This is a genomic window from Methylobacterium soli (assembly GCF_008806385.1).
Classification (GTDB): domain Bacteria; phylum Pseudomonadota; class Alphaproteobacteria; order Rhizobiales; family Beijerinckiaceae; genus Methylobacterium; species Methylobacterium soli.
The window spans coordinates 38494-59466 of the sequence record NZ_VZZK01000023.1 but is presented as its reverse complement, the minus strand read 5'-3'; the positions used below and the strand labels follow the sequence as shown (position 1 = coordinate 59466).

Annotated in this window: 21 protein-coding genes and 1 pseudogene; 9 read left to right on the top strand and 13 right to left on the bottom strand. The window is 63.9% G+C overall.

Going from position 1 to position 20973, the window contains the following annotated elements; translation table 11 throughout:
* The first annotated feature begins 65 nt into the window (after positions 1-65).
* Positions 66-1103, top strand: a complete 1038-nt coding sequence (locus tag F6X53_RS20070) for a hypothetical protein (RefSeq protein WP_151001965.1) — start codon at positions 66-68, stop codon at positions 1101-1103.
* Positions 1104-1146: 43 nt separating this feature from the next.
* On the opposite strand, the gene F6X53_RS20065 is transcribed toward F6X53_RS20070, so the two are convergent.
* Together F6X53_RS20065 and F6X53_RS20060 are read right to left on the bottom strand one after the other, a co-directional pair.
* On the bottom strand, positions 1147-2202 hold the full coding sequence (locus F6X53_RS20065; protein WP_191970918.1) for a PD-(D/E)XK nuclease family protein: 1056 nt from the start codon (positions 2200-2202) through the stop codon (positions 1147-1149).
* 63 nt (positions 2203-2265) lie between these two features.
* A complete protein-coding gene (locus tag F6X53_RS20060; RefSeq protein WP_151001963.1) occupies positions 2266-2550 on the bottom strand; it encodes a hypothetical protein in 285 nt (94 codons plus the stop codon).
* An 864-nt stretch (positions 2551-3414) separates the two neighbouring features.
* On the opposite strand from F6X53_RS20060, the gene F6X53_RS20055 reads away from it, so the two are divergent.
* A complete protein-coding gene (locus F6X53_RS20055) occupies positions 3415-3609 on the top strand; it encodes a hypothetical protein (protein ID WP_151001962.1) in 195 nt (64 codons plus the stop codon).
* 2 nt (positions 3610-3611) lie between these two features.
* On the opposite strand, the gene F6X53_RS20050 is transcribed toward F6X53_RS20055, so the two are convergent.
* The 3 genes from F6X53_RS20050 to F6X53_RS20040 form a co-directional block, all read right to left on the bottom strand.
* Complete coding sequence (locus F6X53_RS20050) at positions 3612-4523, bottom strand: hypothetical protein (RefSeq protein WP_151001961.1); 912 nt, start codon at positions 4521-4523, stop codon at positions 3612-3614.
* Positions 4524-4682: 159 nt separating this feature from the next.
* Positions 4683-6398: a DUF927 domain-containing protein gene (locus tag F6X53_RS20045; RefSeq protein WP_191970917.1), complete on the bottom strand. Its 1716-nt coding sequence runs from the start codon at positions 6396-6398 to the stop codon at positions 4683-4685.
* A gap of 669 nt (positions 6399-7067) precedes the next feature.
* Positions 7068-8003 carry a hypothetical protein gene (locus F6X53_RS20040; RefSeq protein ID WP_151001959.1) on the bottom strand — a complete coding sequence of 312 codons (936 nt, stop codon included), beginning with the start codon at positions 8001-8003 and terminating at the stop codon, positions 7068-7070.
* Between the two features lie 129 nt (positions 8004-8132).
* Between F6X53_RS20040 and F6X53_RS20035 the strand changes: the two genes are divergently transcribed.
* Entirely contained in the window at positions 8133-8405 is a 273-nt protein-coding gene (locus F6X53_RS20035) for a hypothetical protein (protein ID WP_151001958.1), read from the top strand.
* Positions 8406-8815: 410 nt separating this feature from the next.
* Here the strand turns inward: F6X53_RS20035 and F6X53_RS20030 are convergent, their stop codons facing one another.
* Both F6X53_RS20030 and F6X53_RS20025 read right to left on the bottom strand, forming a co-directional pair.
* The gene (locus F6X53_RS20030; protein ID WP_151001957.1) at positions 8816-9133 is read right to left on the bottom strand and encodes a Hint domain-containing protein; all 318 of its coding nucleotides are present in this window, start codon (positions 9131-9133) and stop codon (positions 8816-8818) included.
* On the bottom strand, positions 9130-9768 hold the full coding sequence (locus F6X53_RS20025; RefSeq protein ID WP_151001996.1) for a nucleotide-binding protein: 639 nt from the start codon (positions 9766-9768) through the stop codon (positions 9130-9132). The genes F6X53_RS20030 and F6X53_RS20025 overlap by 4 nt, the downstream gene beginning before the upstream one ends.
* A gap of 334 nt (positions 9769-10102) precedes the next feature.
* Between F6X53_RS20025 and F6X53_RS20020 the strand changes: the two genes are divergently transcribed.
* Together F6X53_RS20020 and F6X53_RS20015 are read left to right on the top strand one after the other, a co-directional pair.
* Positions 10103-10858, top strand: a complete 756-nt coding sequence (locus F6X53_RS20020; protein WP_151001956.1) for a L,D-transpeptidase — start codon at positions 10103-10105, stop codon at positions 10856-10858.
* Between the two features lie 197 nt (positions 10859-11055).
* Positions 11056-11472 (top strand): thioesterase family protein, encoded by a 417-nt coding sequence (locus F6X53_RS20015; RefSeq protein ID WP_151001955.1) that lies wholly within the window; start codon positions 11056-11058, stop codon positions 11470-11472.
* Positions 11473-12111: 639 nt separating this feature from the next.
* Here F6X53_RS20015 and F6X53_RS20010 read toward each other — a convergent pair.
* The 5 genes from F6X53_RS20010 to F6X53_RS19990 form a co-directional block, all read right to left on the bottom strand.
* Positions 12112-12330: a hypothetical protein gene (locus tag F6X53_RS20010; protein WP_238296845.1), complete on the bottom strand. Its 219-nt coding sequence runs from the start codon at positions 12328-12330 to the stop codon at positions 12112-12114.
* A gap of 55 nt (positions 12331-12385) precedes the next feature.
* The gene (locus F6X53_RS20005; RefSeq protein WP_151001954.1) at positions 12386-12658 is read right to left on the bottom strand and encodes a hypothetical protein; all 273 of its coding nucleotides are present in this window, start codon (positions 12656-12658) and stop codon (positions 12386-12388) included.
* On the bottom strand, positions 12655-13401 hold the full coding sequence (locus F6X53_RS20000) for a Crp/Fnr family transcriptional regulator (RefSeq protein WP_151001953.1): 747 nt from the start codon (positions 13399-13401) through the stop codon (positions 12655-12657). Before F6X53_RS20000 ends, F6X53_RS20005 begins: the two co-directional genes overlap by 4 nt.
* Positions 13402-13743: 342 nt before the next feature.
* On the bottom strand, positions 13744-13944 hold the full coding sequence (locus F6X53_RS19995) for a hypothetical protein (protein WP_151001952.1): 201 nt from the start codon (positions 13942-13944) through the stop codon (positions 13744-13746).
* Positions 13945-14368: 424 nt separating this feature from the next.
* Positions 14369-14995: a hypothetical protein gene (locus tag F6X53_RS19990; protein ID WP_210386396.1), complete on the bottom strand. Its 627-nt coding sequence runs from the start codon at positions 14993-14995 to the stop codon at positions 14369-14371.
* A 515-nt stretch (positions 14996-15510) separates the two neighbouring features.
* On the opposite strand from F6X53_RS19990, the pseudogene F6X53_RS34035 reads away from it, so the two are divergent.
* From F6X53_RS34035 to F6X53_RS19965, 4 genes and pseudogenes are all read left to right on the top strand, one after another.
* Positions 15511-15633 (top strand): annotated as a pseudogene (locus F6X53_RS34035) (Rrf2 family transcriptional regulator); the annotation flags it as partial.
* Positions 15634-16014: 381 nt separating this feature from the next.
* Positions 16015-18222, top strand: coding sequence for an SF1B family DNA helicase RecD2 (recD2, locus tag F6X53_RS19975; protein WP_151001949.1), 2208 nt, complete (start codon positions 16015-16017; stop codon positions 18220-18222).
* A gap of 170 nt (positions 18223-18392) precedes the next feature.
* Positions 18393-19316 (top strand): alpha/beta hydrolase, encoded by a 924-nt coding sequence (locus F6X53_RS19970; protein ID WP_151001948.1) that lies wholly within the window; start codon positions 18393-18395, stop codon positions 19314-19316.
* 102 nt (positions 19317-19418) lie between these two features.
* Positions 19419-19613 (top strand): hypothetical protein, encoded by a 195-nt coding sequence (locus F6X53_RS19965; protein WP_151001947.1) that lies wholly within the window; start codon positions 19419-19421, stop codon positions 19611-19613.
* 48 nt (positions 19614-19661) lie between these two features.
* Here the strand turns inward: F6X53_RS19965 and F6X53_RS19960 are convergent, their stop codons facing one another.
* The gene (locus tag F6X53_RS19960) at positions 19662-20498 is read right to left on the bottom strand and encodes a hypothetical protein (RefSeq protein WP_151001946.1); all 837 of its coding nucleotides are present in this window, start codon (positions 20496-20498) and stop codon (positions 19662-19664) included.
* Between the last annotated feature and the right edge of the window lie 475 nt (positions 20499-20973).

The window sequence follows — 20973 nt, the reverse complement described above, 5'->3', positions numbered from 1 at the left end:
AGGTCGGAGGGACAAACCGTGACCGTTGAATGCAAAAAAATCTAATCGAGCACGAGGAGCGCGCCATGGACTGGTTCGAGCGACTGACGGGATTCCGCGAGACGACCTACACGCGCACGAAGGCGCAACTGCGCATGGTCGATGGCCGCCTCGTCCGGCCCGCCACGGGCGAGAGCTTCGAGGTTGGGGCGCTGACTCTGCCGTCCTTGGCGGAACTGCGCGCCGCCGCAGCGGCCGTGCACCATCCGGGCCGGCTGCGGCTGTCCATCGTCGAGGGCGACGTGCGCGCCCTGCACCAGACGCCGGAGAACCGCGGCGCGCTGTTTCAGGTTGCTTCGCAGTTCAACATGCTTGAGATGGTCGGGCCCAACGTGACGCCGGAGGATGGCGTCGCCGCCTACGCGCATGACCATACACAAGGGCCGGCCTGCGCCATGGCGGCGGGTGCTGCCACGATCTACCGGAACTACCTCGTCCCCGTAAACGGCGGATTCGGCCAGACGGCCGAGCAGCAGCTCGATGGCCTTGCCGATCTGGGGGACGCCCTAGCGGAGTGTCTCCACGTCGACCAGACGGCGCTGTGGACGATGCGCAACGGCTACGCGCTGCCGACGCGGGCGGGTCTTGCGGCCATCGCCGAGCACCTAAGCACGGCGGACGAGGACACCCTCGACGACCTGCGCGGCCTGCTGCGGCTCGGCCTTCACACGGACGTCGAGGTCACCGACGGGCCGGCGCCACGACCGCTGGTCAGCCAGATCTTCTGCTCGGCGCTACCGGTCGCCTACGCGCGCCTGCCGGCAGCAAGTTGGGCGCCGTTCGCCCGCCTCGTGCTGGAGGCGGCCTACGAGGGAACGCTGCTGGCCGGCCTCCTGAACGCAGCGCGGGGTGCCTCGAACCGCGTACTGCTCACGCGGCTCGGTGGGGGCGCTTTCGGCAACGCGGACGACTGGATCGACACTGCCATGCTGCGGGCGCTGCGGCTGGCCAGTGACTGCGACCTTGACGTCACCGTTGTGAGCTACGGGCGCCCATCGCCGGGGTTGCGCGAGCTAGTTCGCCGCTATGACGATATGGGCAGCCGTTCGGGGGCATCGACGTGACCGTGATTCGCTCGTCGCGGCCCGAGGATGTCCGCGATACGGATCAAGATTCAGCGTGCGCGTGTTTCACAGCTTGAACGCCCTCGTCCACGAGTCCCATAGCGGCTCTCAGGCAGATCACCGTAGCGTCGAGGTCGAGCAGGCCGTCGGCGCCGACCTTCATCCAATCGTCCCGTTCGAGCCGCGCCACCGTCATCCAGGTCCCAGAAGCAATGCGTCGCGGCGGCCGAAGCGTCTGCTCACTGCGCTTCGCCGTATCGGTCAGCGTCGAGCGCCACGCATCGCGCGGGCCAACCTTATCCGGTCCATCCTCGACCGCGATCTTGAAGCACAGCGGCCCCTGCTCGATCTGGAGATACACGTCGTATGCACGGCCCGTCTGCGGGTTCGTCCAGGACCGTCCGTGCCACCAAGCAGCGAGAAAACCCCCGCTTGGATTCGGGGTGTATTGCCAATTGAGGTCAGCAAACTCCGCTTGCAGACTGATGTACAGACCTATCCACGGCCATGACCCATCCCAGTCGGCGGGGGGGGCAGACCGAAAGGCCTGCACTGCCGCCTCCATCTCTTCAAGCACGGCGACGAAGTCTTGGAGAATTGGATGACTGCTCGCGGCGCAGGCCGGGCGAAGAAAGCCCAGGAGCCTTTCCCGGCCGACCCGCTTGAACCCGGCCTCGACGACCTTGTCGTATCGCGCTTGGTCGCCCGTCTTGAGGAACACGGGCGCGATGCGCCGTCCGGGAAACGTCTCAGCAACGCGCTCCTTGTACCGCGTGAGCTGATCGCCGTGGATGCCGGCGTGAACCTTGTCCTCGATCAGTAGGACTAGATCGTCGCCCACCTCGACGAGGATGTCGACGTAGTTGTACTGCCGGTGGACGACGACGCGGGTTCGCCCGTCCATCGCGAGGTCGTGCTCGGCGAGCAGCATGTCCACGAACCCGCGCCCGATCCCGTGCAGGGCGACATCCGAGTCGCCGTACGCATCATCGGCCCATGCTAAAAGCCAGCAGAAGAATGCGTCCTGTGATAGTTCCTTCGTGGCATACTTGAACAGGTTTGGCGCGGTTGGTGCCGCTGATTTGCCAGATGATTGCAAGGTTTTGTTTCCGCCAGTGCGCTCAATGATGGATTGCGTTTTGTGAGTATTGGCCGCGCAGGTTCAGTCGCAGCCGTAATCTGCCGCCTTGGTTTTCGCCTGTTCCTCGACCTCGTACCGTTTTATCTCTTCATCGTAACACCGTGCCTCGTCGTCCGAGATGCGCCCGGCGAAGGTGCCGTTTTCAACGAGCGACTCCAGCACGGCACGAGCCGAACCGGTCGCGGCGTACTGCTGCTCGGTACTGGCGGCGATTTCAGGGCGTTCCGCGTTTAGGCGCTGCAGGAAAGCTGCCGCTTCCCCTTCGTCAGATGGAATGTGAATGTACTCTGGAATTACGTCGAACATCGCACCACCCCGTTGAGATTGGCGGACGATGGACGACAAACATCTGAGCGACAACAGATTTATTTTTGCTGGCGAGTTGCTGAGCTATCACGTCAGGAAGGGTTCTGTCATTTCCGGGATGCCCATATCGGCCCACCGGGCTGAAGTCTGCGGCGCGGTTTGATCCTTTGAGTAGTGCGCATCGCCTCGTACCTCGACTGTGGGCGCGTTGAGGCTGAAAGCGGTGCGCAAAGCGGCCACGATTTCGGGCTGCTACAGACGACGGTCGGCGTAGGATACGAACTGGGCGTTCGGCACCCCGTTGACCACGCTCCCGCGCGGTCAGTCGTCATACTCGGTGTCAGCAACGGCGCAGGGATAGCCAAGCTGTCGAAGGCGGCGAGGCCTGAGCCGCGGCCACGCCTCCCATCGCCCATATTGGCTGGGGCCTTAGGTCAGTCCGCAGCCGTAGAGCTAGGCGCGCGAGAGGGGCGTGCGATCCAGGACGAGCGTGGCGGCGACGCGCCAGAAGATACCAACCGCCGGCTCAGCCGGGGCTTGCGCAAGCGTCGGGACGAGGGCGTGCCCGGGAGCTTCCATGTCTCACCGTGGGCCACGTGCCGGACCCGCTCAAACCCGGCCGCTTCGGTGTCGGCCGGTATGGCGCGGGCTGCTACGCCGTCGTGGGCCACGCGAGCGACGAAGTCTTCGCGGCCCCGGCTCGCGTACATCCGGCGCAGGCCGGCCGTGATCACGACCTTCAGATTCGGGAAGCTCGCCTGCGGTAGGCGCGTGCCCGCGGCCACCCGGTCGAGGACGTTGGCGGTGTACGGGTCGATCACCAGCGTCCGCCCGCTCCGCCTAGCGGCCCGGGACATGGTCACGATGTCGCCGATGTTCTGGCCGGACCGCGCCACGAACACCCAGCCGGCCGAGGCTTGCCGGCAGCAGGCCACTTGCACCCTCAGGCGCGTCGAATGGGCAGCCGGCGTCAAGGAACAGCTGGGCCTCGTTCGGATGGACGATATCGATGCAGCCGCCGCCGATCTGACGCGTGCCGCGGTGGACAGTGAGACGTAGGCTCACGCCCCGACCCGCAGGTTCTTCGGGTCGCCTACCGCCCGCACTTCGCCGATAGTTGCGCGCAACCGGTCGAGATGCTTCTTCCAACGCGGTTCGTCGCGCTGGCCGCTATCGAAGCCGAACACAACGAGGCCGACCTTCGGAAACGCCCCAAGCGTCAGGCGCCGTTCGCCACGTCCAACTGCCTCGATCAGCGGCGAAAGTTCGCGCTGCCAACCCATCGCCTTGAACGCCACGAGGTTAGCGGCCACCGCCGCGTAACTCGCCTCGATGTCGGCCCGGTGCTGTGCGAGCGCGAGGCGGTAGGTCTCGATCTGTGTGCAGACCGGCGCAGCGCCGTCGCCGAGCGCGCGCAACTCGCCGTTAGCGTAGGCCTTGGCCTCCCAGAACGTGAGGCGCACGTCGTCGCCGTCTGCCTCGACGCTCGCCAAGTCGATCCGCGGGGCGGTCTTCTCCCCGCCGTCAGCGAGAACGAGGCGGCCGGGGAAGGCGACCTCAACGTCGATCACGCCGGCGTTGCGCACGGCGATCTCGTGGCAACCGCTTTTCTCCTCGCCCGAGAAAAGGGTAGCGGCGCGCTTCATCTTGGCGAGGGTGGCCAGCCCTTCGTAGCTGCGGAAGAGTGCCCGCTCCAGGCTCGCGGCCGTGTCGAAGCGCCCGGCCACGAGCGGCACCTGTCCAGCTAGCGCGGGATCGACGAGGAACTTCTCGTGCGTCGAAACGGCGAGCTGTCCGTGCGGGCAGCTGACGTTGAACAGGGCTTGGCCACGCCAGTAGACGTTTAGAGCGGTGCGGCGCGGTGCGACAAGCAGGCTGCGATCCGCCAGCACGTCTTGCCACCAGCCGCCCGAGTCCGCCTCTTCGGCGAGGCGACGGACGAAGGTCTCGTTGAGCGCGCGGTCGAAGATCACGGAGGGCTCCAGTGGGGTTACCTCCCCCCTATTCCCGTAAATGATCACCGAATTTGAATCTTAGGTTACATTTCTTGCATGGTGTCGCATCGAGGGCGATGTCGGACCGATCTGGGGCAAATGGAGCGGGCGGACCGTCAGCGATTCGCCCGCTGGCGTTCAGTTCGGAAGGCGGAAAGTGATCGAGCGGACCTTCTTGCCCCCCTTCGTCCACCGCGGCCACGACACCGCCCAATCGTGACCGCTGCCGTTGGGGATGTTCTCGGGGTTGGCCTTGCGAAGCGCCCCGGTCTGGTCGAGCCACGTCAGGATGGCCGTGAGTTCCCGTTTCTCGAACCACGACGAGAACTGCGTCGCCTGTATCGTCACGTGCTCGCCATCGCCATCTTGCCAGCGGTAGCCGAGATCAACGCCCGGTTGGACGCTGTCCCGCCGCGGCAGATTGAGGTGGAGGAGGCGAGCGTGAAGCTGCTCCTTCGCCTTCCGCAGCACGGGATCGCCGAGCCGGGCCGTCCGCTGCGCCTCCTGGAAGCAGCGGGTGATCGCCCGGCGGACGTTGAGCGGGCGCCACGGCCTCGGCAGGATGCCGACGTCCATCGCGATCCGCGCCCCCGCGTAGATCACGCCGAAGCACTTGGCGGCGTGCTCGATCTCGCTCTCGGCATCCTGCAAGTCCAAGGAATGCACGAACGCGTCGGCGTACTGCCGCGCTCGGACTTCTACCTCGTCACCCAACGCGATCAGCCGCTCAAGGTAGGCGTCGAACACGACGCCGTGGTTGGCTTGGCAGCCCTTGCGCAGCTTGACCATCTGCCCGAGCGCCCAGCGATGGAAGTCTTTCTCGCTGACACCGCCTGGGCGGCAGTCAAACACCGTCCGGCGTCCGCCCTGAAGGGCAGGGACGTCAAGACAACGTGCTTTCTCCCCGCCCGGGCGCTCGCGGCCGATCTGGCGGGCCAGCTCGTCGATGGACCTCTCCGAGTTGAAGAAGAAGATTGTCGAAAAGCTCGACTGCTCGATGTCGCTTGCGAAGGTTGAGGCCTTGTGGCGGGTGCGATCCCGGCTCTCGCCGAGGGCGTAGATCGCCGGCCCGAGCTGCTCGTAGGCCTTGGGGCCGAGCAGCGCCATTTCGTTGAGCGGGAGGCCGATGTCGTTGAACACCCCCGCAAGTTGCAGCAGGCCGGCCGTGGTGGTGTTGAGGTTGGGCAGGGCGGCCTCGTTGGGCAGGCCGATGATTGAGCCCGCCACCGTCGTAATCGTGGACTTGCCGGACTTGTTCGCCCCGAACAGGTTGAAGCCGAACGACGGGAACCGGAGGATGCGCAGGAGGGGGGCCGCGAAGGTCGCCGCGATCACGAGAATGGCTCGCGAGGAGAAGCGGGCTGGCATCGCGACCTCGTCGATCCATCCCTGAACCGTCCCGGCCTTGCGGAAGGTGATCAGGACGGCTTCCCCATCCTTCGGCCGGGGCGGTTGCAGACGCTGGAGGCCGCCGATGTGGCCGACGACGCCGGTTGAGCGGACGAAGGCTCGCCGCTCCAGCCCGTACCAGCCGTTGCGCGCGGCGTGGCAGATGAAGTGGTCGGGCGGGTCGGCGATGGCCTTCTCTATCGCGGGCAAGTCCGCACCCGAAAGGTTCGCGCCCTTCTTGCGCCCCTCGGCAAGGACCTGCTTTGCGGACTCAGAGCGTTCGTGGGGCACGTCGAAGTCAACGGTCCCGCCCAGCATGGTAGGCGCACGGAATCGGTCGTGTGCGTTCCCCGTCGCCTCGTCCGCGACATGCGCGATCTTGAGCACGTTCGGTACTGGCTCAGGCTGGGTAGTCCAATCGACGTTTATGGTGCGTCGGCGATGGTCTGCCGACTCGATCTTCATAAGGCTGCGTCCGGGCATAGCTCATCTCCTGGGTGCGCCGTGCCGGTCGTGCCGGACGGCGCTACGGTGAGGTTTCGCGGGCTGGCACGCCCGGCACGGCCGGCACGCTCGCTGAGCACGCTGTAGGTTTGACCGTGAATGAGCGTGTTGCAGTTCACATCATTTTCGAGTTGACACTCCTTCTCGCTGCTGGCGGCACATTTCTCGAGGAGCCCCGTGCCAGGGCTGACGTGTGCGTTGTGACCGGCTCATCCGCGGCTGGGCGATACGTCCTCATGGTCAGGGCGGCACTGCGCTCGCAGAGCATGATGCCGGGGACGGCGAGCGATGCGGTCGCCGCGTCCGCGTAGGTTCTCCTTGAGGTCAGGGGTAGCGTGCTGCCTCACGGCGGCGGGATGGGGTTCGACTACGGGAGAGGCCTCCCGGTTCCGCTTCCTTTCTGATGGTCAAGCCTGCGCCTCGCAGAAGCCGGCCTTGTGGGATCGATGAGCTCGCGGTTACCGTGACCGCGGCGCTTCTCCTTCGTGGGGTGATCGACACCGCACCTCAAAAAGGGCTCGTGCCGGGGTTGCAGGGGCTTCAATGTCGAGAACGGGTCTCCTTCTCGTTGTCATGGAACCATGGGCTTACGCGGGCTTCGATCTCGGTGAAGTCGTTAGGGCGCCTCCCTCAGGTTGCTGGGACGAGTTGCAGTCTCCCCAGGTTGGTAATCTTGAAGTCCAGGCCGACCAGGATGATCCGCCCCGTTAGCCCAGCTCGGTCGAGCGCCCGAACCGCACGGATCTGCTGTTCGACCGTCAGGGGGCGGTTGCGCGTGGTGCGCACCGACTTCCCCCGCCGTTTGTCGAACTTCAGGATCGTCTGACGCCGCTGGAATTCGGGTTTGTGCGCATAGGCGATGGCCGTCAGCCCACCGTCCCAGGATTTGATGCGGACCGGTCGGCGAATCACGTCCGTCGCCGGGAGCCGCCGCTTTAGCTCAGGCTCGGCCGCAGCCATCTCCGCCGCGAGGGCCAAGCCGAAAAGGTGCACACAGGCGTGCGGCGCGAACCGCTCAGCTGCCGGCAGCGCCCGGCGGTCGTCCTCATTGAAGCTCAGATCGAGGCCGAATACGCCGAGGGTAATGCCAGACGCTCGCAACAGTGCCGCGTACCGTTCCCGCTCTGCCACGAAATCGATTGCTCCAGCCGGCTCCAAAACCGGTAGGATGATCGACATGGTCACCCAAGCCTCGCTCGGATAGCGAACTCGGCAGCGGTGTACGACCTGCACGAGCAGGCGCTGGAGGGCGTGGGCGCATCGCGGGCAAGCCGGGTGCCTGCAGCGGTGGCGCAGCCGGCGCTGGCCGCACGCGGCGACTGTCGAGGAGATCGCTACCAGATCATCGTGCGCGCGGCTGTGCTTGCGGAACCAGCGGCGGAGGCGGCCATGCCTAGCGCGGATCATGGCTCGGTTCGGGCTCGGCTTGCGGCGGCGACCGCGGCCGACGATCCAGGCCACCGCCCCTGTGTTGTAGCCGGCCCCGGTGGCCATCTCAGTAGCGACGACGCGGGCGGACTCTGGGAGAGCGATGGTGTCCTTCGGTAGGGGGGCGAGCTTGGGCATGGTCCTGCACGGCTGCTGATAGCTTGACTGGCACCCCTACGATGGGACACAGAGAGTCAGATCCAGGGCGTGGAGACGAAGATAGTGACACCGGGTGTCCTAAGCAAGCAGGCGAGCGTGGATCGCGCGATGATTAAGCGCGTCGCTGTTCGCCTCAATGCCGGTACAGTGCGTGGCTCATCGAAAGCCTTAGCCGACGCTATGGGCGTGCCGATCAAAACGGCCCGCGCGTGGATGCTGGCTCCGACTGAAAATAATTGGCGGCCTATGTCAAAGACCGCCAGGCGGTTGTTCGCTATACTTGTTTTGCTGGAATCCACTGGCAAGCTTACTCAAGATTTCTTGGAAGCTGTCAATGTTATGCAGCATTTGCTCGAAGATGGCGAGCTGATGAATATCTAGTATGCAGATGATTTGTGTCCGATCAAATTAGATCGACAAGCATGATTGTAAAGATGACCTGACCGACTCGTTTTGCGCTAAGCTGATCGCGAGGATTAGCCAGACCAGAAGATTTGGAGATGAAGCGAAGACGGAGGCCGAGCGCGGAGCAAGTGATGCTTACGCTGCGCCAGATCAACGTGCCGACGGGACAGTCAGTGCCGATGCAAGTTTCTCCCTCCCCTGCTATCGCCATCTGGGGTGTGCACCAATCGCGGTGTCCTACGTCGTGCAAGGCTGTTGAAAGTGGCACAGCAACTTGGTAGCTCAAAACGCAGTTGTCAGGCGAGATCGACGCGTTTCAGTAAAAAACCGCTTTAGCACCGCAGCACTATAGCATGGAAGCGTGCCAGCGTAGCAGTGCTATTGTATTATTGCTTCGATCTCTGGTCGCCCTTGATCGTATCGACGGAGGGATGCCCATGCTTCTGCAGGGCTGCGTCAATCCCTTCCATGATCACGTCATGCACCTTGCAGTCGCGCGTGAACGCGATCTCGCGTAGCCGCCGATGCACCTCGCGCGGCAGGTACACCGAGGTATGGACCACCTCCGGCCGGACACGGCCCGCAGGCTTCGGATTCGGAGCCGCATCCGACTGCTCAGGCGCACCATCCGCCGCCAGCGCACGTGCGTCCGAGCCCGGCAGCTTGAGGCCGCCGATCACCGAGGGGCGCTTGCTCACGATCATGTGCCTTTCATCCTGTCGTCCGCCCAGGCCCAAAGCGACCGGATCTCCTCGGCCGCCTTGCTGCCCGACGCGTACTCCGTGACGCCTTGGCCAGATGCCAGCGCATCTTGATGATCCACGCGCTGGGTCACCGTCGGCTCGGCCAGCACGCCGAAGCTGCTCAGGCCATTGGCGGCTTCCACCGCGCGCGAACTGCGGATTGCGGGACACTGGTTCAGCACGAAGGCGAAGCGGTCCCGCATCTCCAAGCGCACGAGGGCCTCGATGGTCGGGAGCGTCGCCTGCAGGTCAAGGCGTGAGGGACGTGCCGGTATTAGGGCGAGATCGGCGGCCTGCATCGCCAGGTTGACGCCGGTCGAGGCGGCACCCGGTGTGTCGAGGACCGCGACGGTGAAGCCCTTGCACTTCAGCGCCGCCATGATGGCAGGAAGCTGCCCGATGCGGTCGGTCGCGAGCCGGTCTACGGCGATGGTCTCAGCCACACGGCTGTCGCCCCAAGCTGCGAGCGAGCCCTGTGGATCGAGATCGAGCGCGATGACCATCTCGCCGGCTTGAGCAGCGGCGACGGCTAATGAGGCGGCCAGGGTCGTCTTCCCGGTTCCGCCCTTCTGAGTGACGAGAGTGATAGTGCGCATGTGTGGTCTGCCCCGCTGGCCTGGATTAGCAGGATCGCGGGACAGCGCGATAGCGGTGCCACCACGTAGTTCCACCATGCGGCGCCGCTGCAACAGCGTAGCGGGGCAGCTCCGCAATGCGGTAGCACTGTCATGGTAGAGCGTTGTCGGTGGGCCTGAAGGGTTGAGCGGTCATCGCAAGTGAGAGTCCACCTCGGACGAGGGAGCGCCAGCACGGATCGGTTTCAGAACGGCGCGCCTGCGCACGGACCGCGCTTTCCGGCTACCCAGCCGCCACTTGCTCGTTGCAATGGCACAGCTACCCTGCATCGAACCGCCGTGTCGAAGGTCTCCCATGCGTGCGCTCTCAATTGCCCTGATGCCGAGCCTGTGGCTCTGGATCGCGCCGCCACTCTCGGCTTCGGCCGACGTGCTGATCAGCATCGACAAGGCGAACCAGCGCATGTCGGTTTCCGTCAACGGTCAGCAGCGCCACGCCTGGCCTATCTCGAGCGGTGCGGCAGGCTACGACACGCCAAGCGGGTCATTCCGACCACTTCGGATGGAGCGGACCCACTTCTCGAAGGAGTGGGACAACGCTCCCATGCCCTACGCGATCTTCTTCACCCCCGATGGGCACGCGATCCATGGGACAAATCACGCGCGCCAGCTTGGCCGTCCCGCGTCGCACGGCTGCGTCCGTCTGGCCCCGCGACAGGCCGCAACGCTCTTTGCGCTCGTGCGAGCGGAAGGGGTCGCGAGCACACAGGTCGTCGTAGAAGGGGACAACGCGAGCCTGGCTAGCCAATTTGGATCGGGCGTTGGTGTGAATCCGCTCGCCGCGCTCCAGCAATCTGCCCTGGCTCGGTCCAAGTGGCAGGCAGAACAACTCAGCTCGCTGAACCCGCCTGCCTCCGCGTCAGCTCGGAGTCTCAAGGAAAGCGATGCTGCCGCAACCTCGCCGACGCCTGTTATCGCGGCAGGTCCGCCCGTCGCGCCAGCGGGATCGCCCGCTCCAGCAACGCCCCAGGTGACTGACCGTGACGCTCTCATGGGGCGTCTCCTGAATGCGGGCACGCAAGCCGCAAAGGCGATCTGCAGCCGGTGCTGAGAGCCGCTTCTTCCGGAGCCTTTATCGAAGCGCAGCAGATCGTTTCGACCGCACGAATGAGGGACATCGGCGCGGAGGCGCGCTGGGCGAGTTCGCCTTGCACGTATCATCCATGTTGCCGCCGGCTTGTATGGCGAGCTCGCGCGGCGATGACGACGGCCGACCTTGATACTCGATGATGTGTTCGGAGATCTGAGATGCGAGATATCTCGTTGGGCGCGAAGGGCAGCTTCACGTTGTTGGTAGGGCCGCAGCATCTGGCGAACCAGTTCAAGGATTCGACGCTTCCGCCCGTCTTCGCCACGCCGATGATGGTCCTTGCCATGGAGAACGCCGCCCTGAATGCCATTCGCGAGTTCCTTGACCCTGGAGAGAGCGCAGTCGGGACGAAGGTCGAGATCAGCCATCTGGCGGCGACGCCGGTTGGCCATCGGGTGCGGGCCGAGGCCGAGGTAGTCGGAGTTGATGGGCGCTGCATCAAATTCCGCGTGGTGGCATGGGACGAGGCGGAGAAGATCGGCGAGGGAACGCACGAGCGAATGGTCGTTGACTTGGAGCGCATCGGCAAACGCCTTCGTAACAAGCGGCCTGTGTCTCAGGTCGGCCGATCCTGATCCGCATCGTGACCGACACCTAATGCGAGTCCACGGGCGCAGGGCGCTTCCGGCGTCTGGAGCGTCTGCGCGGTCGCATCGGGAAATGTGCAGCAGGGAGCGAGCTGGGGGGCTTGCCTAGAGGTTGTGGCGTGGAAGAACGACACGCTCGCCCTTCGTAGGTTTCTACCAGGATCGCAGCACCGCGGCTTCCAACCACAATGCTACAGCATCACCGGTTCGCGGTGTTGTGGCGTCACTCGGAAGGTTTGTGCGTGACGCGGATTGACAGCGCGCAGCAGCTTCCGATGGCTCAGGACGGACGCACAACGCTGTCGCGGGGCAAGCTGCGTGCCACTCCGGCTTGGCCGAGGTAGGGCCCTAGTGGGCGAAATCTGACGCGTAAGTACCCAGTCGCGAGGTCCGCAAAGGGTGGGGAGCCGGTATTCAGCCAAGCAGCCCCGATGGACCGCATCGCACTCGGGAGCGGGCCTTCGCGCATTGGGCGTTATGGAGCACTCGTGTAGCCATCGCCGTGGGAGCGGCGAGAGGCAAGGACCTCTAGGATGAGGAACTGGTACCGGTGCCCCTCCACGAGCGTGCGCCGCATGGTCCGCAGCAAAGCACGTTCGACTGCAGGGCGTGGTGCGGCTGATCTGCTCACGGCTTCCTTGCCCTAGCCGGGATCGCCCATCGCTGGCGGCGGAGGGTCGCCACGATGTTCTTGATGTCCCCCAGCATCGTCTCAGTCTCGGTCACATCATGTCCGGCCTCGGTGAGGCCGATGATGGCGGCGGCCAGCGCCGTGCTGTGTGCTTCGCCCTGTGCGAGGCGGCGGTCCACCTCGTCGAGGGTGAGGTTTGCGAGCCACCCGACCATAATCGCGGCCTCCGTCTACCCCCCCCGCATACTAAACCATGATCCGAGGCCTGCGTCATAGAGCGGGGATCGCTGTGCTGCTTGCCTGATTGCCGGCCAGCCGCTGCTCGATCCAATCTTGCGCCTCGTCGAGGTTCGCGAACTTGGGCGGCATCGGATGATCCAGGCGACCGAAGCCCACCTCCAGGAACCACATTCCGGCATCATCCTCGTGATCGTCCGAGAGTTGGACCAACACAGCCACGAGGAAATCGTCCGCAAAGACGAGGCGGCTCTCGGTGTCGGGGCTGGTCGTCGCCACGCGCACACGCTGTAGGTGCAGGCTCATCCTGCAGCCCGTTGCTCAAAATGCAGGTACGTAGGATCAAACTCCGAGGCCTGGATCATTTCATCCCACGCATGGATCACCAGGGTGTTGCTGCGCAGCGTGATCAGGCCCTTGCCTCGCAGCTCCTGCAGCACGCGGTTGACGTGCACGTTCGACAGGCCAAGCGCATCGCCAATGTCGACTTGCGTCATCGGCAATGGGCAGCGGTGATCACTGGCAAGGCCGACCGATTCGAGCTTGAGGTACATCTCGCAGAACAGGTGCGCGATCCGCCCAAAGGCTGACTTCCGGCCGATGCCGATCATCCACTCCCGAAAGATGGCCGCATCGACCAGCGTGTCACGCCAGAGCACCGCCCCGACGCTAGGATAGCGCATCGTCAACTCACGCATGCTCTGGTGCGGGATGAAGGCCACGGTCGCTTCAGTGACCGTGGCAAGGGTGTGATCCATGGTGTGCAGATGTAAGCTCTGCAGGTCGGGGATGTCGCCCGCGATGTGGAAGGAGAAGATCTGGCGCCGCCCCTCGCCCAGGACCTTGTAGCGGTAGGCCCAGCCATCGAGGATGAGGCAGCACTGCGAGGGCGTATCGCCATCGCGCACGATGTCCTGGCCGGGCTTGAGAACGCGAGTCTGGGACGGCAGGCTCAGGATGGCCTGCCGCTCTTCGTCCGAGAAGGTCGCGATGCTCTCCAGCTTGCGGACGAGCACGGTCTTGGAGTGGATGTCGGAAGCCGAGGTCATCGCCGCTTCCCCTTAGTCTGCAGGCGGAAGCGCGTATGTCTCCCAGCCACCAGCACCTGGATCGATACGCTGGCGATAATCGATCAACATAACGTCTGCGGAAGTAGTTACATAACATAGATTATAAATGAAAAATTCCTGCAATATTTTTATGTATAGGCAATCTTGGCAACGTTTTTCGGGAAGTTCACGCCATCAAATGAGGGTTTTACTCGCGCGAGCGCGCGCGATGAGGCCCGAACTCGCCCCTTGACCCCGCCCCTAGGCGATTACGTCGGACGTACACTGCGGTCCAATAGGGCTTGCCTCAATGGGCCGTAGCTGGAGCGAGCGCCGGCCCCGTCATGGCTCGTCCGCGAAGCTGAGGAGGAGCGCCTGATGGGTGCGGGCAATCGCAAGCGTCCGCTCGATCTCGGTCAAGACCTGCCGGGCTTGCGCCTGCTCCTCGCCGAGCAGCTTGGCGATCAGGCTGATCTGCTGCGCCCGGCGCTGCTCGGCCTCAGTGACGTATTGGGTCGCGACGTTGAGAGCAGTCTCATCCATGGCCCGCACCCTTCGGCTGTCCGAGCGGCCTCCTACAATCGACCTTAACGCAGGTCAAAGTCGCCCAGCTCTTCCAAGCCGTTCCAATAGGGCTTGCCCATGCGGAACGTTCCGAGCAGCCGCCCAACCCATTCCAAATGAATGGCCCAGCGTTCTGAAACGACTCGTCGCATGAGGTCTAGGAACCCATTGGAACAGCCACGCTCACCTGCCATCGCTGCCAAGATTCCCGTGAAGGTCCGCTAAGCCTCCCTCAGCAGCCCGAGCCGGATGTCATCTCGAACGGCTCCTCAGAGTCGCAAGCGGCCCCTCGCCACGGGTACCAAGCGTCAGATTTTGACCACTAGCTCAGCCTGAACCGACGCACAGTCGGGGTACCGTGCGCCCTGGAATTGCTCGATTAGGCTCGACAGAGCAACGGGCCCTATCGTTCCTCTGCGTGATCGGCACAACGCGTGCGGTACCGCGACCAAGAACCATTTGCTGCGGGTGCGCCACACGTCTCACAGATCTTCAAAGAGCGAGCCCACGTCCGATCTGCCACCGCGGCGGCCAGATCAAAGTCGGGCTCCTTCCAATCCCCGACCGATCCTACAACCAGCCGAAGGCCAGCTCGATCCTCGCGTGCCATGTGCACGACGACGGGACGGCCTTTCAGGGCATCAAAGGCCTCAGTGAGGATCGCTCGCCAACCCGGGCCCACCCAAACCTGGGCATCCTCAGGAAGGAGATCGGGGAATTGAGCGTAAAGATCCGAAGCATCGCAGCGCGGCATACGCGGAGGAGCGAGCCTTGCCTCAACGGCTGCGCGCCCCGCCGCAATGATCTGCTTGGCGGTTGTCTCATCCAAGCTCTGCCCGAGCTGCACCAGTGTGGAAATTTCACTCGTAAGTCGGACGCCGTCGGGCGTGTCGCGCCCAATCTCGCGACGGCGCTCGATGCGCTGGCCCATTTCCTTGCGGAGGATGTCACGCGCGAGGCCGAACATGACAGCGGGTGGGATGACCGGATCCATCGCCCCGCTGTGCCAGCGCATCGGAAAGGCCGTCAAGCTCCACCCTATTGAGGCGAGCTGAGCGCCGGCGCGATGGCGATCCATGCCGTCCCCCATTCACCTCGCATCGGACGGAGTCCGAGCACACGGTCACGGGGGTCCGGCTTGGCCGATGTGATTTCGCCCGCTGCTCGTCGAATTAGCGTGGTGCCGGCGGTGTGCCCGGCGCCGGGTTGGTGGGGGTAACCGGAGCCGTATTCGGTGCCACCGGCGGGGCAGGGGAGGGGGTCGTGGCCGGCGGCGCGTTCCCGGGCTCCGTCTTTTTTGGAGCCTCGTCCTTGCAAGCGCCCAACGTCAGCAGTCCCAGCACGGGTAGAAGCATTTGGAAGCGCATAGCCGTTCTCCCTATAAGCGGAAATATAACTTACAGTTCTCGGCCGAGTTCAAAATGCCGAGTTGTAGCGGACCGTTTTTGTTCTTGAGGAATGACCTTGGCGTAAAAACCTCGGATCATAATCTTGTAGCTTCGCATCGATCATGCTCACGCTTTCGATCACAGCCGCGCTTCTCCGGCCGTGCTTGATCGCTACACGCTAGCGGATCTCATTGGGGACGGGTCAGGCCCTGAGATCGCATGGCGACTTGGTCTCTCCACGCCGGTGCCTGACGGGCCTCAGGTCACCGTGCGCACGTAGAAGCGCAAGGTCCGAGGCGAGCGGAGAAGCAGTCCGTCGTGAGCGTGCCGCTCGACGGCACCTAACTACACAATGCTATGACGCCATGGCGTTGTAGCATCGCAGTCTCGAGGCGCTCCTTGACGAAGAGGGTGAGCTTCCTCGCGACTCCGCTTGGATCCGATGGCCTCCGTGATCTGAAGTATGGGAGCAGCGAGAATCGCAGTCGCGTTCATCGTCACCGCAAAACCGACATTCGTACAGGCGTCCCGTGCCCTTGCGTTACGGCGAACAAAAATCGAACAATCTTCTGGTGACGCAGTGAGCGGCTGGATCGTCGTGCGTCTAACGTGGCGTTAAGCGACTCCGGCCGAGGCACCCGAAACGGGCTGAGCAGGTGAGATGAGCCAGAGGGCCAATCCGGGCCAGTTTGAACGCGGGACGCCCGTTGAGACGCTGGCGGGCACGGTCGAGCGCGTCACCTTCCACAATGCCGAGACCGGTTTCTGTGTGTTGAAGGTACAGACGCGCGGCAAACGCGACCTCGTTCCGGTAATCGGCCATGCGCCGGCCATCGGTGCGGGCGAGTGGATCACCGCGACCGGAATCTGGTTCTCAGACCGTCAGCACGGCCTCCAATTCAAGGCGGACACCCTCAAGGCCACGCCGCCGACCGGAATTGAGGGCATCGAGAAGTACCTCGCCTCCGGCTACATGCGCGGCATAGGTCCTGCGATGGCTAAGCGGATCGTCGCGCTGTTTGGCGAGAACACTTTCGAGATCATCGAGGCCGAACCTGAGCGGCTGAAGGAGGTTGGCGGCATCGGCCCGAAACGCGCCGAGCGCATCGTGCGCGGCTGGGCCGAGCAGAAGGCGGTGCGGGAAATCATGATCTTCCTGCACGCGCACGGCGTCGGCACCGCGAGGGCCGTGCGCATCTTCAAGACCTACGGCCACGAGTCGATCAAGGTCATGACCGACGACCCGTACCGGCTCGCCCGTGATATTCGCGGCATCGGCTTTCGCACGGCGGATGCCATCGCGATGAAGCTCGGACTGGAGAAGGAGGCACCGCAGCGGCTGCGGGCCGGCGTCTCCTTCGCACTCCAGACCGCCATGGACGAGGGCCATTGCGGCTTGCCCACCGAGCGTCTCGCCGTGCTCGCGCAGAAGCTCTTGGAGGTCGATGCGGACCTGATCCGCGTCGCCATTGCGTTGGAGTTGCGCGGCGAGGAGGTGGTCGCCGACATGGTGGACGGCGAGACCTGCGTCTTTCTCAAAGGGCTGCACGCGTCCGAGCGCATCATTGCCGAGCGGCTGATTGAGCGAGCCGCTGGCACGCCGCCCTGGCCCGAGATCGACCTCGACAAGGCGCGGCCTTGGGTCGAGCAGAAGACCGGCAAGACACTCTCGCCCTCACAGGTCGAGGCCGTGCGGCTGATGCTCGGCTCGAAGCTCTGCGTCATCACGGGCGGACCGGGCGTGGGCAAGACCAGCACCCTCGACTCGGTGCTGCGCATCCTGAAGGCAAAAGGCGTGCACGTGCTGCTCGCCGCCTCCACGGGTCGCGCGGCCAAGCGCATGACCGAGCAGACGGGGCTGGCGGCCAAGACCATCCACCGGCTGCTGGAGATTGATCCGAAGCACGGCGGCTTCACGCGCAACGAGGAGAACCCGCTCGATTGCGATCTCCTCGTCATCGACGAGACCTCGATGGTGGACGTGCCGCTGATGAACGCGCTGCTGAAGGCGGTGCCGCAGCGATCCGGGCTACTGCTCGTCGGCGACGTGGATCAGCTACCCTCGGTTGGGCCAGGGCAGGTCCTGGCCGACGTGATCGCGTCCGAGCGCGTGCCCGTAGCGCGGCTAACCGAGGTGTTCCGGCAGGCAGCCGAGAGCCGGATTATCGTCAACGCGCATCGGATCAACCACGGTCAGATGCCTGAGAAGCCCCGTCCGGGCGAGAAGGCCGACTTCTACCTGATCGAGATCGACGATCCCGAGGTCGGCGTCGCCAAGCTGATCGAGGTGGTCACGAACCGCATCCCGCGGACCTTCGGTCTCGACCCTGTGCGCGACGTACAGGTGCTCACCCCGATGCTGCGGGGCTCGCTGGGCTCCCGCAACCTCAACCACGAACTCCAGCGCGTTCTCAACCCGAACCCGCCGGCTCAGGTTGAACGCTTCGGCTGGCGCTTTGCGCCGGGCGACCGGGTGATGGAGACGCAGAACGACTACGACCGGGAGGTGTTCAACGGCGATCTCGGCATGGTGACCGGCATCGATGACGAGGAGGAGGCGGTGATCGTCACCTTCGACGGCCGCGAGGTGATCTACCCGTTCGGCGAACTCGACACGCTGGTGCCTGCCTTTGCCACCACGATCCACAAGAGCCAGGGCTCCGAGTACCCGGCCGTGGTGATCCCCATCGTGACGCAGCACTTCAATATGCTGGCGCGCAACCTGCTCTACACGGGCGTGACACGGGGCAAGCAGCTTGTGGTGCTGATCGGCCAACGAAAGGCCATTGGCATGGCTGTGCGAAGCGGGCAGACGAAACGTCGTTGGACGAAACTGCGGGAATGGCTCGCTCACCGGGCTGCAAACTGACGCCTCACACCGGCGTTGTGGCTGCCGCTCCCTCAGGGCTGAAGGGTCCGTCGAATTCGTCGGTACTGACGCTACGGTCTCGATCCAAGGCCGCTTGAAGGTGGTTATCTGGTTCGCGAGCGCGTCACTGATCTCCGCTGAAGAGGTGCGCGCCCTCAGACGAGATCACCATGCTCGATCGCCGAACCTTCATAATGGCTGCTGCGGCTACCGCGTTCACCAACCGGGTCTCGGCACACGAGCCGCCGCATCGCGTGCAGCTTTGGCCGAGCGAGCCTCCCGGTGGCGGTGGCCCTACCGGACCTGTTCGCGTGAGTGCGGTGGGAACGGTCACGAATGTCGGCAGCCCCTTCCTTGAGGTTGTCACACCCAGCCAGCCGAATGGCGCCGCCGTGCTCGTCGCGGGCGGCGGTGGCTACACGTACATCGACACGGCCAACGAGGCACATCCCGCGGCGAGGTGGCTGACAGATCAGGGGGTGACCGCCTTCGTGCTCATCTACCGCCTGCCGCGCGAGGGCTGGCACAATGGTCCTCTGGCGCCCTTGCAGGATGCCCAGCGGGCCATCCGCATGATGCGATCCATGGCCGAGGCATCACATCTCGACCCGAAGCGTATGGGAGTCATGGGATTTTCGGCAGGAGGTCATCTCGTCGGACTGGCATCGGCGCGCGCTGATTTCCACGCGTATTCCGCCATCGACCAGATCGATGAGCAGTCTGCTCGGCCCGACTTTACCGCCCTGATCTATCCAGTCGTCACACTGGAGCCGCCGCTCGACCGCACCTCGACCTGCCATGAACTTATCGGGGACCATCCCAGCCTGCAGGCACGCGACGAGTGGTCGATCGAGACGCACGTCCACCGAGGTTGCCCGCCAATGTTCCTCGTGGAAGCTGACGATGATCCGATCTGCAAACCGGCCCATACGCGAATTTTGGAGGCCGCCTGCCTGAGCGCCGATGTGCCCGTCGAGCGTCACCAGTTCAGAACTGGTGGTCACGGCTTCGGGATGGGGCGCCCCGACACACCTGAGACGATGTGGCCCGGCATGTGCCGCGCGTGGCTGTCACGGCTTGGAGTCCTCACCTGACCGATTGGAGCAGACGGGCTGTGTCATGAAGAGTTCGCTCTTGCGGTATAGCGATCGACTTCTCATCTGACCGGCACAGAAGCTTAGCCGTGGAGGGACGCCATGCCGAGCAAGGCCGCTTGGGTCATGTCTGAGTCGGACACCTTCGACCTCCTCAACGCGATAGACCAGAGGCTTGCCACTGCTCGCCTCGACGAACAGCAGCACAGCGTGCTCGTCCGGTTGCGCTCATTGCTGGAAGATGACCCTCATGCCCCCTGCGAGCGGGAGATCATGCCCCTCACGGAAATGGGGTAGGCAGTGGGCACGGGCCGTGTGAAATCATGGTTCGTGGTGTTGCGCCTCTTAATGTGAGAAGCCGCGGGGCCGCATCACCTCGACATCAAAGTGGAGCACTCGATCGTACAGTGTCGTCTTCCGGTACTGCCGCTCGCGGCGCCACTCAGGTTGGCTTTCCTCACCGATCAAACGCAACTCCATTAGACCGAACCACGTGAGTGGCTGGAGTACGCGGCTCAAAAAAGCAAAGCCAGGGAAGTCCGCCGGTCCATCTTCCAGCGCCTCATCCGGCACGGTGCAAACCGGAACCATCTCCGCTGGAGTGCTCCAGTCCTGGGCTGCCACGGAGAGACACCACAGCACGATGCCGATGTGGTTCTGGGGCCATTGCTCTACGGGCACCCGGTCGAAGTAGCCAAGGTTGATCCGCCAAAAGACGATCTCGAACAGCAGGCGAAACAGGTCAGCGGTTTGACCCTCTGCAAGGAGCGCCTGTGCTTTCTTGGTCGCGAGCAAACGAAGATCGCGACGGCGCAGAAGCTTAGCCGTTTGAGCAATGAGCCGGGTCGCCTCGACTGGCATCACATCGGCTTCGTTCAGCACTTTGTTCATGACGAGGACGTGCGCTTTGTCATAGCCGGGCCATGACATCACGTCGAAGATCGCTCGCGTGTCGGCGCGGGAGAGCGCGCCTGTGGCGGTCAGAGTCAGACCTCCACATACCTGAGCGCGCTCGATCAGCAGGCGCGTGGTAGCAAGGAGCGGAACCGTTCCAACATCTATGTCGGTCACGGATGGCTGGATCGCGATTGTTTCGGGTGCGGCGCCACCCTGACTAGCCAACAGCGCATCAAGGCTCGTGCGGCTGAGAAGGGACCATGCGGGTAGGCGTTCGATCTTCACTATGTCACCGTCGTATTCCGCCGTTCGCCAGGATCAATTCAACCGATGGCTGGCGCCGACCTCCTTAAGGGACGCTCGCCCTCAGGTTCGACGAAGCTACGAGCGAATGGCGCGAATGCCAGCGCAATAATCATCCCGCCACAGCACTGCGGGTTGCTCGGTGGATAAATACCTCCAGAACACCCCTGGAGATTGCCACCATGCAGTTCGCCGAGATTGTACAATCGTTCATACCAGCCCTCCCAAGGGACCCACTCCCGAATGAGGCTGTTCTCGCCGTACATGTCAGTGACGAGCCCGCGCTGTCGAAGCTCCTGCGTGACAGTGACGATGTAGAAGTCGTTGATCGCGACCTCTCATGCATCCCGAACTCGACTCTTGTCTGCATTCGCTGCGAGGACGAGTTGGAAGCCTGGGGCGTTGAGGCTGTTTGGGCTTCATACCGTCTCCGCCGGCAAAGGGTGCTCTAATCACG